The organism is Maricaulis sp. (genome assembly GCF_048270095.1).
Classification (GTDB): Bacteria; Pseudomonadota; Alphaproteobacteria; order Caulobacterales; family Maricaulaceae; genus Maricaulis.
This window is the reverse complement of record NZ_JBLWTL010000002.1, coordinates 1-14,204: the sequence shown is the minus strand read 5'-3', so window position 1 is coordinate 14,204 and position 14,204 is coordinate 1. Positions and strand designations below refer to the sequence as shown.

The window sequence follows — 14,204 nt, the reverse complement described above, 5'->3', positions numbered from 1 at the left end:
GCGGGCCGACGCTGCGGGATTCAGCTGAAACTTGACGGCGAAAGGGCCACCAGCGCATCAGTTTTGCCCCCCAACCTCATGCGGTTCGGCCAGCGCCAGTGCCTGGTCGGACTGGTTGACCAGCAGGCCCTCACGGCGCGGCTGCTCGACCCCGGGACCGGGCTCAGCCAGCAGGGGCAGATCGCCCAGCGCAACTTCACGGCTCGGATCAAGCGGCTCAAAGCCGAGATAGCGGCGCGCCAGGGCGCGCAGGCGCTCGGGGTCTTCGAGATGGGCAATCTCGACATTGAGAACATTGATCTGGCGCCGCTCCTCGACCAGTTGCGACTGGATATCCTCGAGCCGCTCCTGGGAGTTCTTGGCTTCGGTCTTGGCGACATAGAGGGCGCCAGCCAGGGCGACTGCAACGACAAGGGCTATCGCGTTAAACGTACGGATCATAACACGGCCTCCAGACGCTCAAGCGACACAACATTCCTGCCGAACTCCGACAGATCCTCAGCCCAGGCCGGAGCCTCGGTACGAATAGCAACACGCATTTTGGCGGAACGTGACCGCGGATTGGCGGCGATCTCGGCCTCACTGGCGGCGCTCGCCTTACGGTGCAGCAAGGAAAAACTCGGACTGGCGACAGGACCGGTTTCCACTGCAGGCGCATGGCGCGAGCCACCCCCTCCCGCCTGGCCCGACCGGGCCCGCAAGAAGTCCTTCACCATGCGATCTTCCAGTGAATGGAAGGTAACCACGACGAGACGCCCATGCGGCGCGAGAATGGCCTCGGCGGCCTCGAGCGCGCGGGCCAGTTCGCCCAATTCGTCATTCACATAAATCCGCAACGCCTGGAAGACTTTGGTCGCGGGGTGAATCTTGGAATGTTTTCCGCCCGTTGCGCGCGTGACGATGGCGGCAAGGCGGTCTGTCGTCTCGATCGGCGCCTCAGCGCGCGCCTCGACAATCTGCTTGGCGATGCGGCGCGAGCGGCGCTCATCGCCGTAAACATAAAATATGTCTGCCAGCTCTTCCTCGCTCAGCAGATTGACCGCATCGGCCGCGCTGGCACCGGTCCGGGCCATGCGCATGTCGAGCGGGCCGGCACGCATGAAGGAAAAACCGCGCTCGGCCTGGTCGATCTGCATCGAGGAGACGCCGATATCGAGCACAATGCCCTGCACGCTCTCGCCGCCATTGGCGCGGATCACTTCAGCCATTTTCGAGAATGGCGCCTGCACGAAGACGAAACGCCCACCCGAGGCCTTGCCCAGCTGTTCAGCCGCCGGAATGACGCTGGGATCGCGATCAATCCCGATCAGGCGGCAATCGGCCGCTGACAAGATGGCGCGCGAGTAACCGCCGGCGCCGAATGTGCCGTCAATATAGAGACCGGAATCCTGCGGATCCAGCGCACGCACGACTTCATCGAGCATCACAGGGAGATGGCTCATGACGCCCCCCCATTGCGGGGAACCAGACGCAGGGAGCGCTTGTTCTCGCGGGCATAGGCGCGCGCCGTCGCCTGATGCTCGGCATAGGCCTCCGGCGACCAGAGCTCGAAACGTGAACCGAGACCGACAAAGGTCGCCTTGCCCTCAAGCCCGGCGTGATCAATCAATTCCTTTGGCAGGGTGACACGGCCGGTCGCATCAAAGGCGAGCGGTCTGGCGGCCCCGAAAATGGCGCGTTCGAAAGCGATGCGCGCATCATCATACGGGTCCATGTCTTCGATCAGACGCTGATAACTGTCGAGCAGGGCCTGGCCACCACCTTCCAGATAAGGACCGTCGAAAGAAGGCCAGACGATAATGCCGTCGAACGGACCACCGCGCACCACGGAACGGAAATCGGCTGGCACCGATACACGTCCCTTGGCGTCAACGCCATTAATGGTGGTCGATAAAAACACGCTCGATTTGCTCCCCGGCCATACCGATCCGTCCCCGCATGGTTAACTATGGGATAACATGGGATTTGATGGGAAACAACGCCGAAAGCATCGAATTCTATGGATTGAAGCGCCTTTTGAAGTAATCAAATATGGCCAAATTGAGAACAACAAGGGAACATTAAGTTAATATCCACAGGGCCGCGGATGGATGAATGGAGGAAACGAGGATCAGGTGGCCTGTAAGCCGGGTTCTGTGTCGCTTGTTCCGGAACGGAACAAGCGCGACGACCATTCATCTGCGACATGCCTTGCGACATGCCTGGTGCGACCTACCCGGATGGCATGCGGAGACGCATGTGTGGCCGAGGCCACGGCCCATCCCTATTCGGTCTTGCTCCAGGTGGGGCTTGCCTAGCCCCCTTCCTTGCGGTCGGGGCGGTGCGCTCTTACCGCACCGTTTCACCCTTACCGGACGCGCACGCCCGGCGGTCTTTCTCTGCTGCGCTTTCCCTGGGGTCACCCCCGCCGGGAATTACCCGGCACCTTGTCTCCGTGGAGCCCGGACTTTCCTCGGTGCCGCCTTTTCAAGCCTGACACCGCGGCCGCCCAGCCACCTGATCGGGAATGTATGTGGTTGAGTTGTGAGAGGCGGTCAAGCGGCGGGGGATGCGGGCCTGGCAGCAAGCCATTGAAACCGCATCGCGAGGCCGTCACCAGCTCCGTCGCCTTCGGCGCCACCTCTTCCATCAAGGAAGAGGTGGGAGACAATCGAGGCCGGTCAGATCAAACGCCCTCCTCTTCCTTGATGGAAGAGGTGGCCGCGAAGCGGTCGGAGCTGGTGAGGATGACGGGCTCGGCGGTCCTTGCTGGCACCGAGAATAAGCGGAGCCAGCCACGCCCCGTTTTCAACCCCCTCACTCCCAAACCGCCTCATACAACCCCGCCAGCTCATCCGCCGTCGGCACTCTTGGATTATTCCCCGGTGAGCCCGACGCCAGCGCCTGCTCGACCATCACCGGGATCATCTCGAAATAGCGCCCGCGGTCGATGCCGAAGCCCGACAGTGTCGGCACTTCGAGCGCCGTGACGATGCGGTTGAGGCCGGCCATCAGCTTGGCGTGCGCGACAGTCTCATCATCGCCGGCCCCGGCAAAACCAATCGCACGGCTGCACGCCGCATAGCGTTGCGGCGCGGCGGCGAGCGAGAACTCGGTGACCTTCGCCAGCAGCATCGCATTGGACAGGCCATGCGGCACATGGAAATGCGCGCCGATCGGGCGGCTCATCCCGTGGACCAGGGCGACGGAGGCGCCGGAAAAGGCGATGCCGGCAAGCGTCGCGCCGAGCATGACGGCCTCGCGGGCATTGCGGTTTTGTGGCTCGGTGTAGACGGTTTCCAGATTGGGGCCGATCAGACGCATCGCGGCGAGCGCCTGCTGGTCGCAGAACGCATTGGCCTTCGCGCTGACATGCGCCTCGATCGCATGGGTCAGCGCATCCAGTCCGGTATCGGCCGTGGTGCGCGGCGGCAGGCCAAGCGTGAGCTCGTAATCGATGATGGCGGCGGCGGAGACCAGGCCCGGCCCCATGCATAAAAGTTTCTCGTCATTGGCCGCCTCGGTGATAACGGCGACGCCGGTGACTTCGGAGCCCGTGCCCGCCGTTGTCGGAATGGCGATCACCGGCAGGCCGACCGGTGCCACCACGGCCGGAACCGCGATCTCGCGAATGGTTTTGCCCGTCGCGGCGAGCACCGCCATCACCTTGGCGGTATCGATCACGCTGCCGCCGCCAAGCGCGATCACCGCATCAAACGGCCCGCGCGGCGATCCGGCCAGCAAGACCCGCGTGCCCGCCATGACGCAGGCATCGGAGGGTTCCGGCTCGGTGCCGTCAAACAGGGCGTGGGGAATTTGGGCCGCATCGAGCAAGGCAGTGAGCTGGCCCACCAGGCCGATCTTGGCCAACACCATGTCGCTGACAATCAGCGGATTGCTGCAGCCCAGCCGCGCCAGGATCGGTGCGATCTCACGCAGCGCGCCGCCGCCGATCTGCAGGATAGGCGGGATGGAGATATTGGCGGACATGGATGCGAACTCCTCACCTAAGCAGCGACAGACGTCACCCACGCACAACCCGCGCGCAGCCCGCCGCAGCCAGCCGGTCCCAGGGGAATTTCTCGCCCGGGTCCTGTTTGCGGCCCGGGGCGATGTCGGAATGACCGATCACGCCCTCGGGGCCGATCCCATGGCGTCCCATGACATCACGCACCAGTTCGATCACCGCATCAATCTGGACGCCGGGAAAGTCCGGCAAGCCGAAATCATGGCCGCCATTGACGATCTCGATGCCGATCGAGCTGGAATTGATGTCGGTCTCGCCGCGCCAGAGGCTGACGCCGGCATGCCAGGCACGCTTGTCCTCATCGACGAGCTGGAAGATGCGGCCATCTTCCTCGACCATGTAATGGGCACTGACCTGGGCGGCCGGATCGCGCAGTCTCGCCAGCGCCGACGGGCCGTCTTTCATGCCGGTATAATGCAGCACGATCAGACTGACCGGCAATTTGCGGTCGTTGAAATTCGGCGAGGGCGTCGAGATCGGCGGCTGCATCACAGGGTTTTCTCCCGCGCCAGCCCCGCTTCCGGCAGCGCCCGGTTGGGCCGCAGGGCGATAATCCCGACACCGAGCAGCGCCAGTCCGCCACCGACCAGCAGGCGCCAGCCGAAGGGGTCGCCCGTGATGACGATGCCGGAAATGACGCCAATCAGGGGCGCCAGCAGGGTGATCGGTGCAATCATGGTCGCATCATAGCGCTGCAGCATTTTGTAGAACACACCATGGCCGAACACATTGACCAGCAGGACGGTGAAAACGACCGTCAGCATGAAGGGCCAGCCGCCGGCCATGACTGAAGCGATCTGGTCGCGCTCGAAGATCAGCGACAACACCAGCAGGGGCGGCCAGGAAATCAGACCGATCCAGGCCTGCATCCGCATCGAATCCAGTGGCATGCGCTTGACCAGTATCATCCCCAGTGCGCCCGTGAAGGCGGCACCGATGCCGAGCAGCAGCCCGAAGGAGAGCCCGCCAATCCCGGGCCGGGCGACGACGAGGATAATCCCGGCGAAGGCGATGATGATGCCGGTGATACGCGGCAGGCCGAGCCTTTCCTTCAGCATCACCACCGAGAGCAGTGTCGCGAACGGCACGCCCATTTGCAGCGTGATCGCCATGCCCGAGGGCGTCGCCCATTGCAGACCGAGGAACATCAGCGCGTATTGCAGCGCCCCCATGGAGAGCGCGATACCGATCATCGCCTTCATGTCCTGCGGCCGTGGTCGCAGCCAGGGCGAGAGGATGGCGAACAGCAGCGCAAAGCGCAGGAAGGCGAAGAAAAGCGGCGGTGAGCCCTCGAATCCGGGCACCCATCCCGGCGAGCCCGTGATCGAGAATTTTGCAACGACGAAGTTGACGCCCCAGACCGCACAAACAGCGATCAGGGCGAGGAGATCACGAATACGCATATCGCTTCATGGACCGGCCCGGCCAGCCGCACAAGCGGCCACGCGTATGGGCGACATGCACGCTTGATGTCAGTACGTTACGAAATATGTCGTGGGCATTGCAAAGCGGTGGCGAGGTTCAGGAACCGAGCCCGTCAACCGTCCAGCCGTCGGGACCGCGCGTTGCGACGAGAACTTCCGGGCCCTTGGCCCCACGCCGTCCGCGCACCTTCATCCAGAGCCAGTAAACCCCGAAGGTCACGAGACCAGCGCCAGCCACGATCAGGAAGACTGCCGTCAGCATGACCGCCATAAAGACGATCGCGCCGATGAAGGCCAGGGCAATCATGGCCGCCAGAACATCGCGTGCAATACGGCCTGCGCCGCTCGCGAAGAATGCGGATTGGGTATGAGGTGTCTCTGTCATATTCCTCGATCCATATCTGCCCCTGCTCCCCATGTTGGCATTTCAACCGCCGAGGTCAATTGGCAGCGCCGACATTAAGCCCGCGCTCTGCAAGGATCTGGCCATAAGCCGCGTTGATTACTGCCATTTTTTCATTGGCGAAACGCTGGGTTTCGAGCGGCGCGCCGCGCGCCATCATGCGATCAGGATGGTTTTGCGAGGCGATTCGGCGGTAGGCGCGCTTGAGGTCGCTGTCGGAAATATCGGCCTCAATGCCGAGAATTATATAGGGATCATCGTCGGACGCGCCCAGATGGGCGGTGCTGATGCGGCGAAATTCGAGCGGCGAGAAACCGAAGATTTCCGCTACCTGGCTGAGATATTCCAGTTCATCGCTGGTCACCGCCCCATCCGCCTTGGCGATATGGAACAAGCCGTCGAGGACATCTTCCAGGATCGCCGGATTGGCCCGGAAACGCCGGGCCAGGCGCCGGGCATAGCCCTCGAAGCCGAGCGTCGTCTGCATCGCCAGTTCGAAGGCGCGGTCGAGGGCGGCGCGCCCCTCGGGCGGTGGCCGGAAGACCTCGTAGAAGGCCTTGATCTCGCTGCGGGTCACAAAGCCATCGGCCTTGGCCATTTTGGCACCCAGCCCGATCAGGGCCATGGCAAATTCGGCATCCCCGACCCGGCGCTCCGGCATCTCCTCGGCCAGGCCAGTGCCGGCATCACAACCGTCACAGTCGAGGAAGCTGTCCCGTCCCTGCAGGCGGGCTGCCAATTTGTGCCAAAAACGCATGCGTGAATGTCCCTTGCACGGCCATATAGGTGTTCAATCGGGAATACGTCAGGGATGGGCAATCGGATTGACCGTATTTTGTCAGCTTTACCCGCTCACGCCGGCGCAGACCATGATAAACCTTGCCGCAGGCAGAGATATGCGGCCGCGCTGCGACGGGAGTTTTCATGTCTGACTGGGAGTTCTGGATTGATCGCGGCGGCACCTTCACCGATGTGATCGGGCGCGGTCCCGATGGACGGCTGCATCCGCTCAAACTCCTGTCGGAAAGCCCCGACTATCCCGATGCTGCCAGCGAAGGCGTGCGCCGCCTCGCCGCCGGAGCGCCGGTCGGTTCGGTCAAGATGGGCACCACGGTGGCCACCAATGCCCTGCTCGAACGCAAGGGCGCGAAGACCCTCTTCCTGGTCACGCGCGGTTTCGCCGACCTGCTGATCATCGGCGACCAGACCCGGCCCGATATTTTCGCCCTCGACATCGCGCGCCCGGCGCCGCTGCATGACCGCGTCGTCGAAATCGATGAACGGCTCGATGCCGAAGGCCATGTCCTGATCCCGCTCGATGAGGCGCCAGTCCGCGAAGCGCTCGTGGCGGCGAAGCTGGACGGCTTCACCTCGGTCGCGATCACGCTGATGCATGCCTATGGCAATGATACTCACGAGGTCAGGCTCGAGACGCTCGCCCGCGAGGCCGGCTTTGCCACCGTGATCCGCTCCAGCATTGCCAGCCCGCTGGTCAAGATCGTGCCGCGCGCCTCGACCACGGTTCTTGATGCCTACCTCACCCCGGTCCTGCGCGATTATGTCGACCGCGTCGATGCCGGGCTGGAGGGCACGCCGCTCTATTTCATGCAGTCCTCGGGCGGACTCGCCCCGGCCGCCGGTTTCCATGCCCGCGACGCAGTCTTGTCCGGCCCCGCCGGCGGTGTCGTCGGCATGGCCAAGACGGCGCTGGCCGCCGGTCATCCAAAAGTGATCGGTTTCGACATGGGCGGCACCTCGACCGATGTCTCGCGCTTTGATGGCGAGACGTTCGAGCGCGTCCAGGAAACCCTCGTCGCCGGCCACCGCCTGCGCGCACCGATGATGGCGGTCCACACAGTCGCCGCCGGCGGCGGCTCCCTGCTCACCTTCGATGGCGAACGCGCCCGGGTCGGCCCGGAAAGCGCTGGCGCCATGCCGGGACCGGCTGGCTATGGCCGCGGTGGGCCGGCTGCCGTCACCGATGCCAATATCGTGCTCGGCCGGGTGCAGGCCGAGTGGTTCCCGCTCGTCTTCGGCACGGACGGAGCCTCACCGCTTGATGTCGCCGCCAGCCGCGCCGCGCTGCAGACACTCGCCGATGCCATGGAGCTCGACAGCCCGGAAGCCGCTGCCGAGGGCTTCCTCGCCGTCGCCGTCGAGAGCATGGCCCAGGCGATCAAGCAGATCTCCATCGGCCAGGGCGTCAATCCATCGGCCTATGCGCTCGCGGCCTTCGGCGGTGCCGGGGCGCAGCACGCCTGCAAGGTCGCCGACGCGCTCGGCATGAGAAGTGTGCTGATCCACCCCTATGCCGGCCTGCTCTCGGCGCTGGGTATCGGACTCGCCGAAATCCGCCAGACCCGGCTCGCCGCCGTCGAACAGGATTTCCAGACCGGGCTTGAGACCGCCCACGCCCTCGCCGCCGATCTGGCGACGGACGTCACCGCCCGCCTGTCGGAAGAAGGTTTCGCGGCAGGCCAGATCCGCACCCGTACCGAGTGGCGCCTGCGCGTGCAGGGCTCCGACACCAGCTTGCCCGTGCCCGTCGACGAACCCGACGCGATGCAGGTCACATTCGCCGCCGCTCACAAGCGCCTGTTCGGCTTCGCGCCGGATGCGGCGCTGGTGATTGAATCGGTGATGGTCGAAGCCGAGGCCGATCCGCCCGGCGCGCGGGGCTGGTCCATCGAGATGAGTGAAGAGACGACGGCGCCGCAAGCCATCGCCTCCGTGAATGTGTTCGATCGCGGCGCCTGGCGCGAGACGCCGCTTTACCGGCTCGACCAGTTTAGTGCCGGAGCCGAGGCGCCCGGCCCGGCCCTGGTGATGGACCCCAATTCCACCATCGTCATCGACGCCGGATGGTCAGCGACCCGCCTGCCCGATGGCACGTTGAAACTGACCCGCACCGAGGCGCTCGCCACCGAGACCGCCGACACAGCCCTCGATCCGATCCGCCTCGAACTCTTCAACAAGCGTTTCATGAGCGTCGCCGAGCAAATGGGCCTGGCGCTGGAGCGCACGGCCCATTCGGTCAATATCAAGGAGCGGCTGGATTTCTCCTGCGCCGTGTTTGATGCGGATGGTGGGCTGGTCGCCAATGCGCCGCACATGCCGGTGCATCTCGGCTCGATGTCGGCCAGCGTGCGCGCTGCGGCCGATGCGCATCCTGAGCTCAAGGCGGGCGATGCCGTCGCGGTCAACGCGCCCTATGATGGCGGCACCCATCTGCCCGATATCACCCTCGTCACGCCCGTCCATGACGAGAGCGCGGGCGAGCGGATCTTCTATGTCGCCTCGCGCGGGCACCATGCCGATGTCGGCGGTATCGCGCCCGGCTCAATGCCGCCCTTCTCGACCTCGATCGAGGAAGAAGGCGTGCAGTTCCGCAATATCAAGATCATGTCCGGCGGCCAATTCCTCGAAGCGGAAACCCGCGCCGTACTCGCCTCCAAGCCCTGGCCGGCCCGCAATCCCGACCAGAATATCGCCGACCTCAAGGCCCAGCTCGCCGCCTGCGCCAAGGGTGCCGACGAGCTGCGCCGGCTGGTCGATGATAACGGGCTCGCCGTCGTCAAAGCCTATATGGGCCATGTCCAGGACAATGCCGAACGCGCCGTGCGCCGGGTGATCGATGCGCTGAGCGATGGGGAGCACAGCGTCAAGCTCGATGACGGCGCCGAGATCCGCGTCGCGATCCGGGTCAATCGGGCGACGCGATCAGCCGTGGTCGATTTCACCGGTACCTCGCCCCAGCGCCCGAGCAATTTCAACGCCCCCTCCTCGGTCGCCCGCGCCGCCGTGCTCTATGTCTTCCGCTGTCTGGTCGGCGACGCCATTCCGCTCAATGAAGGCTGCCTGAAACCGCTCGAGCTGATCATCCCCGAGGGCAGCCTGCTCAACCCGAAACCGCCGGCCGCCGTGGTCGCCGGCAATGTCGAGACCAGCCAGCTGATCGTCGACGCCCTGTTCGGCGCCACCGGCAGGCTCGCCGCCAGCCAGGGCTCGATGAATAATCTCACCTTCGGCAATGACCGCCACCAGTATTACGAGACGATTTGCGGCGGTGCCGGAGCCGGCATCGACAATGAGGGCCACGGCTTTGCCGGTCTCTCGGCCATCCACACCCATATGACCAATTCGCGCATGACCGACCCGGAAGTGCTCGAACGGCGCTTCCCCGTACGGCTGGAGCATCACAGGATCCGCCCCGGATCGGGCGGCGCTGGCCAATTCCCCGGCGGCGATGGCAGCGATCGCAAGCTCACCTTCCTCGAACCGATGGAAGTCGCCCTCCTCTCCTCACGCCGCAAGGAAGCACCCTTTGGGCTGGCGGGAGGCGGCGATGCCGCGCGCGGCGAGCAGTGCGTCACCCGTGCGGGTGGGGAAACAGAGGCCCTGCCGGGCCTGTTCCGGATTGATGTTGAGCCGGGGGATAGTGTAGAGGTGAAGACGCCGGGTGGCGGCGGGTATGGGAAGCGCTAGCTGATCACTGCCGGAAAAAACGGTGCGTTTCCCGGTTTGCATCAACAATGCCATTGGCAGCTTTATCGAGATTGACCTGAACTTCTGGCCTTTGCCCAAATTGACATCTAGTTTTCCACCTCAAATTGATACCTGGCCGCGTAGGAAAAAGGGTCATCCGGCGTGAGATTGGCGCATTGCCGCACCGCAACCTTGCTCGGGTCGAATGGGCTACGACAGCAGATCGAAACTGCTCCGTCTCGCGATACAAGGACAGCCCGGCTTTCGCGGAAGACCACCCGGCCGTCCAATGTGATTTCGTGGATACTCTGGGCCAGACTTGCGCGCCCATCTGTGGCCAGCGTCCGGTGCGCGCTCGCCGCAATCGGCTGCTCCGACATCGGCATGCTTTCAATGTGCACACACTCTCCCTGGAGCCTGCGTGCTCGCAAGTCCCCATAGATCTGAGCCATCGGACTGTAATCTGCGTCGGCCCCGAATCTCGCCCAAGGCCAAATCGATCGTGCCATATTGCCGGGTGATTGCTCCACACTCATCCTGCGGGGATCGCCCGAGGGTATGGTCGGCCAGTCGCGTTCAACGGAGAGGAAATAGTCTGCTATTGCCAGAATTGCGTCAGCAACCTCACAATCACCACCCTCCTCGGCAACTGTCATGACAAAGGCTGATCGCTGATCGAGCCTGCGGGAATAGTCACTTCCAGCTCCGGGCCCACGAAATGCCAAGAAAGGCGCCCGCAATTCTTCCGGTATTCCACGAGGCAGCGTGATCGCCTCGCCAGACGCGGAGCCTCGCTGGCTCCAAGCGATCAACAAATCCCCAAGCCTTAAGTCGCGGACCGCGGCAAACTGTTGAACATCGTACGGATCCTGTTGTCCGAGCGCCCGAGTGAAATCCGTGTCCAGTGGCTGGAGCCAGTTCACCGTGACCGGGTTTGCGAACAGGGCCTCGCGATCCAGTACCGGTTCGACGGCACACATCGCCGCGTAGCGATCTGCGAAATCGGGCCCTTGCTCGGTTTCCTCGGCGCAAGACGCCACCCCCAGCACTGCCAACAAGCAAGACAGGTAGACGAAGTTGCCCCGATGACATCCCTGTACCGACACTCTAACCCTCCCCCATTTCCACCCGACTCTAAACGCACTTCCCGCCGGCCCACGAAAAACCCTCGACTATCTAACTCCAGCCGACATCCTCGCCCAGACCGTTGCGCTCACCGGTTAAATCCAAGCACTCACCATTTTTCCGACACTAAGAATTTGACAGAATTTATCCATTCCACCCCGCCCACGGCCCGAACCGGGCACAGCCATCCCTGAAATCCTTGCCAGTCTGGCCGGATCCCGGCATGGGTTTCAGGGCGGGGTCTGGCCGCTCGGAATTAATAGGTGCCTGTCACCATTTATTGCGGCCTTTTGCCCCCGGAGGAAAGGCAATGAACAAGACTGTTATGTGGCTATCATTGGCGCTGTTGATCCACGTCATTTCATCAATTTTGCTTGCCGCGATCGGGTGGGTTGGTTCCGAATGGATGCCGTTACTGCTAGGGACTGGCTTTATATCGGCCACCGCGAGCGGCCTTCTTTCATTTATTTTTTTGGACGCAAGTTTCGCACCTAAGATCACTCGTATCGCGGGAGCTAATCCTCTTACACTTTTATTGAGGAATTTATTGATTGTCTTCGTATCGATGTTTGCGTTCTTTTTAGTATTCCTAACGCACTTTATTCCGATTAGGTGTGATGGTGATTTTACAAACCCGTGCTATGCAACTGCTGTTTATGAAGTCGGGATAGTTTTTGTAGGCGCCGCCTTGGTTATTGCTATCGGAAAAACAATCCGAACATTTCTAAATTGAATAGTGAAAGGCACCGGTTTTCGCGAGCCAAGTATATACATGACCGGGTGTAAAAACAAACGGGGACACTCACCATTTTTCCGACACTAAGGTTTTGACAGAATTTATCTATTCCAATCCCGCCCACGGCCCGCGCCGGGCAGAGCTATCCCTGAAATCCTTGCCAGGCAGGGCGCCAGACTGGACTTGTCTCGTCAAGGGTCCTGACCGCGCAGCGGCGCTTCGCGCCCTTGACGAGACAAGTCCAGTCTGGCCGGATCCCGGCATGGGTTTCAGGGCGAGGTCTGGCCGCTCGGGCCGACGTGTTGGACGGGGGCCTCGTCAGCGGTAAATGGCGAGTTTCGCTGATTTTTTGGCCGGTCCGCAATCAGCTAATTAGGACGCGGAATTCGCCGCCGGCTTCGCCACCGCCTTCTTGCGCCGCACCGTCTTGCGGGCGATCGGGCGGACATGGTCTTCGATATATTCCACAATCATGCCGGCGACATCCTTGCCCGAAGTGCGCTCGACGCCTTCCAGTCCGGGCGATGAGTTCACTTCCAGGATTTTCGGGCCCACAGAAGAGCGCAGCAAATCCACCCCGGCGACCGAAAGCCCCAGCGCCTTGGCGGCCCGCAGGGCGGCGGTGCGTTCATCCTTGCTCACCTTGACCTTGGTCGCCGATCCGCCGCGATGCAGGTTGGAGCGGAACTCGCCGGCCTCGCCCTGGCGCATCATCGTCGCGACCACCTTGCCGCCAACGATGAAGCAGCGGATATCGGCGCCGCCGGCCTCCTTGACGAATTCCTGGACGATGAAATTGGCCTCGAGACCGCGAAAGGCATCGATCACCGATTCCGCAGCCTTCTTGGTCTCGGCCAGCACGACGCCGCGTCCTTGCGTGCTCTGCAACAGCTTGACCACCAGCGGCGCGCCGCCGACATGGGCGATCAGGTTATTGGTATCCTTGGGCGAATGGGCAAAGGCCGTCACCGGCATGGCGATGCCCTCGCGTGCCAGCACCTGATGAGCATAGAGCTTGTCGCGCGAGGCCCCGATCGCCTCGGCGGAATTGAGACAATAGGCGCCCATCATGTTGAATTGCCGCAGCACCGCCATGCCATATCCGGTCATGCTGGCACCGATACGCGGGATGACGGCGTCATAGGCGGGCAAGGGTTTGCCGTCATAGAAAACCCGCGGATCAGCCGCATCGAGCGCCAGGGTGCAGCGCGCCGTATTGATCATCTCGACGACATGGCCGCGCGTCTCGGCCGCATCCTTCAGACGCTGCGAGGAATAATTATTCGGCTCGCGCGTCAAAATCGCGACCCGCAGCGGCCGCTTGACCGGCCGGCGGCGCGGGAAATCCTTGTAGAGCTCATAATCCAGCACGCCCTGGGCACAGGACTGCCCCGGGCTGACCATCATGTCCTCGCCAATCGCCTGGCGTCCGAGCAGCATGCGATAGGTCATGGATTCGCGATTGGTCAGCGTCAGCTCGACCGGCCAGGTGCGGTCGCCAATCTTCATCGGAGTCTCGATCACCCAGCGCAATTCACGCTCGCCATTCGAGGACGTCACCTCGCGCCGGTCGACCGCGGGCGCCGAACAGACCACCTCGATCTCCGGCTTGTCCGGCACCGGGTGCATGATGAAACGCACTTGCGGCTTGTCGAGCGGCCCGAAGGGCTCAACCGAGACCGCATGCAGCGCCGATGTCCGCGCACCGGTATCGACCTTGGCGCGCACGGCCGGCAGCCCCAGCTTGGGAAAGGCCGCCCATTCTTCCCAACCGAGCTGAAATGTCTTGTCCATGGATATCTCTCAAGCGTCGCGGCGAAATACCGGTTCGTCTTAGCAGAATGATCGGAGGAGCCAAGCGCGAACGGGACATGCTCCTGACCGGGAGGGCAGGTGCGTGTTGTCTAATCGCGGCCCTTTCTGTCAAGCTCCGAGTTACTCCGTTTTGTCTGTCACCGCCGGTATCACGGTTGTCTTCGCGGTCTGGTGAGCCGGGTTTGCGTGGGCTCGCCGCATCATGGCTTT

Annotated in this window: 11 protein-coding genes, 1 other RNA gene and 1 pseudogene; 2 read left to right on the top strand and 11 right to left on the bottom strand. The window is 63.0% G+C overall.

Translation table 11 applies throughout. From position 1 onward, the window contains the following. Nucleotides 1-57 precede the first annotated feature (57 nt). The 9 genes and pseudogenes from ftsL to ACN0YJ_RS01935 all read right to left on the bottom strand — a co-directional run bounded on the left by ftsL (nucleotide 58) and on the right by ACN0YJ_RS01935 (nucleotide 6,590). On the bottom strand, nucleotides 58-441 hold the full coding sequence (ftsL, locus tag ACN0YJ_RS01975; RefSeq protein WP_417477228.1) for a cell division protein FtsL: 384 nt from the start codon (nucleotides 439-441) through the stop codon (nucleotides 58-60). Continuing rightward, nucleotides 438-1,442, bottom strand: a complete 1,005-nt coding sequence (rsmH, locus tag ACN0YJ_RS01970; RefSeq protein ID WP_417495179.1) for a 16S rRNA (cytosine(1402)-N(4))-methyltransferase RsmH — start codon at nucleotides 1,440-1,442, stop codon at nucleotides 438-440. Before rsmH ends, ftsL begins: the two co-directional genes overlap by 4 nt. Continuing rightward, nucleotides 1,439-1,900, bottom strand: coding sequence for a division/cell wall cluster transcriptional repressor MraZ (locus ACN0YJ_RS01965; protein ID WP_417477226.1), 462 nt, complete (start codon nucleotides 1,898-1,900; stop codon nucleotides 1,439-1,441). Before ACN0YJ_RS01965 ends, rsmH begins: the two co-directional genes overlap by 4 nt. Nucleotides 1,901-2,106: 206 nt before the next feature. Then, an RNA gene (gene rnpB, locus ACN0YJ_RS01960) (RNase P RNA component class A) lies at nucleotides 2,107-2,500 on the bottom strand. Between the two features lie 296 nt (nucleotides 2,501-2,796). Continuing rightward, nucleotides 2,797-3,969, bottom strand: a complete 1,173-nt coding sequence (locus ACN0YJ_RS01955) for an iron-containing alcohol dehydrogenase (protein ID WP_417488676.1) — start codon at nucleotides 3,967-3,969, stop codon at nucleotides 2,797-2,799. 58 nt (nucleotides 3,970-4,027) lie between these two features. After that, nucleotides 4,028-4,495: pseudogene (locus ACN0YJ_RS01950) on the bottom strand (N-acetylmuramoyl-L-alanine amidase); the annotation flags it as partial. Continuing rightward, nucleotides 4,495-5,409 carry a DMT family transporter gene (locus ACN0YJ_RS01945; protein ID WP_417477224.1) on the bottom strand — a complete coding sequence of 305 codons (915 nt, stop codon included), beginning with the start codon at nucleotides 5,407-5,409 and terminating at the stop codon, nucleotides 4,495-4,497. The gene ACN0YJ_RS01945 and the pseudogene ACN0YJ_RS01950, both read right to left, overlap by 1 nt. 118 nt (nucleotides 5,410-5,527) lie before the next feature. Further along, nucleotides 5,528-5,815, bottom strand: a complete 288-nt coding sequence (locus ACN0YJ_RS01940) for a hypothetical protein (RefSeq protein WP_417477223.1) — start codon at nucleotides 5,813-5,815, stop codon at nucleotides 5,528-5,530. Nucleotides 5,816-5,870: 55 nt separating this feature from the next. Continuing rightward, nucleotides 5,871-6,590 carry a TerB family tellurite resistance protein gene (locus ACN0YJ_RS01935; protein WP_417477222.1) on the bottom strand — a complete coding sequence of 240 codons (720 nt, stop codon included), beginning with the start codon at nucleotides 6,588-6,590 and terminating at the stop codon, nucleotides 5,871-5,873. Nucleotides 6,591-6,757: 167 nt separating this feature from the next. Here ACN0YJ_RS01935 and ACN0YJ_RS01930 point away from each other — a divergent pair, with 167 nt between their 5' ends. Then, nucleotides 6,758-10,318 (top strand): hydantoinase B/oxoprolinase family protein, encoded by a 3,561-nt coding sequence (locus tag ACN0YJ_RS01930; RefSeq protein ID WP_417495178.1) that lies wholly within the window; start codon nucleotides 6,758-6,760, stop codon nucleotides 10,316-10,318. Between the two features lie 107 nt (nucleotides 10,319-10,425). Here ACN0YJ_RS01930 and ACN0YJ_RS01925 read toward each other — a convergent pair whose 3' ends face one another. Continuing rightward, complete coding sequence (locus tag ACN0YJ_RS01925) at nucleotides 10,426-11,424, bottom strand: hypothetical protein (RefSeq protein ID WP_417495177.1); 999 nt, start codon at nucleotides 11,422-11,424, stop codon at nucleotides 10,426-10,428. Between the two features lie 329 nt (nucleotides 11,425-11,753). Between ACN0YJ_RS01925 and ACN0YJ_RS01920 the strand changes: the two genes are divergently transcribed. After that, a complete protein-coding gene (locus tag ACN0YJ_RS01920; protein ID WP_417495176.1) occupies nucleotides 11,754-12,176 on the top strand; it encodes a hypothetical protein in 423 nt (140 codons plus the stop codon). Between the two features lie 375 nt (nucleotides 12,177-12,551). Here ACN0YJ_RS01920 and rimK read toward each other — a convergent pair whose 3' ends face one another. Beyond that, nucleotides 12,552-13,973, bottom strand: coding sequence for a 30S ribosomal protein S6--L-glutamate ligase (gene rimK, locus ACN0YJ_RS01915; protein ID WP_417495175.1), 1,422 nt, complete (start codon nucleotides 13,971-13,973; stop codon nucleotides 12,552-12,554). Between the last annotated feature and the right edge of the window lie 231 nt (nucleotides 13,974-14,204).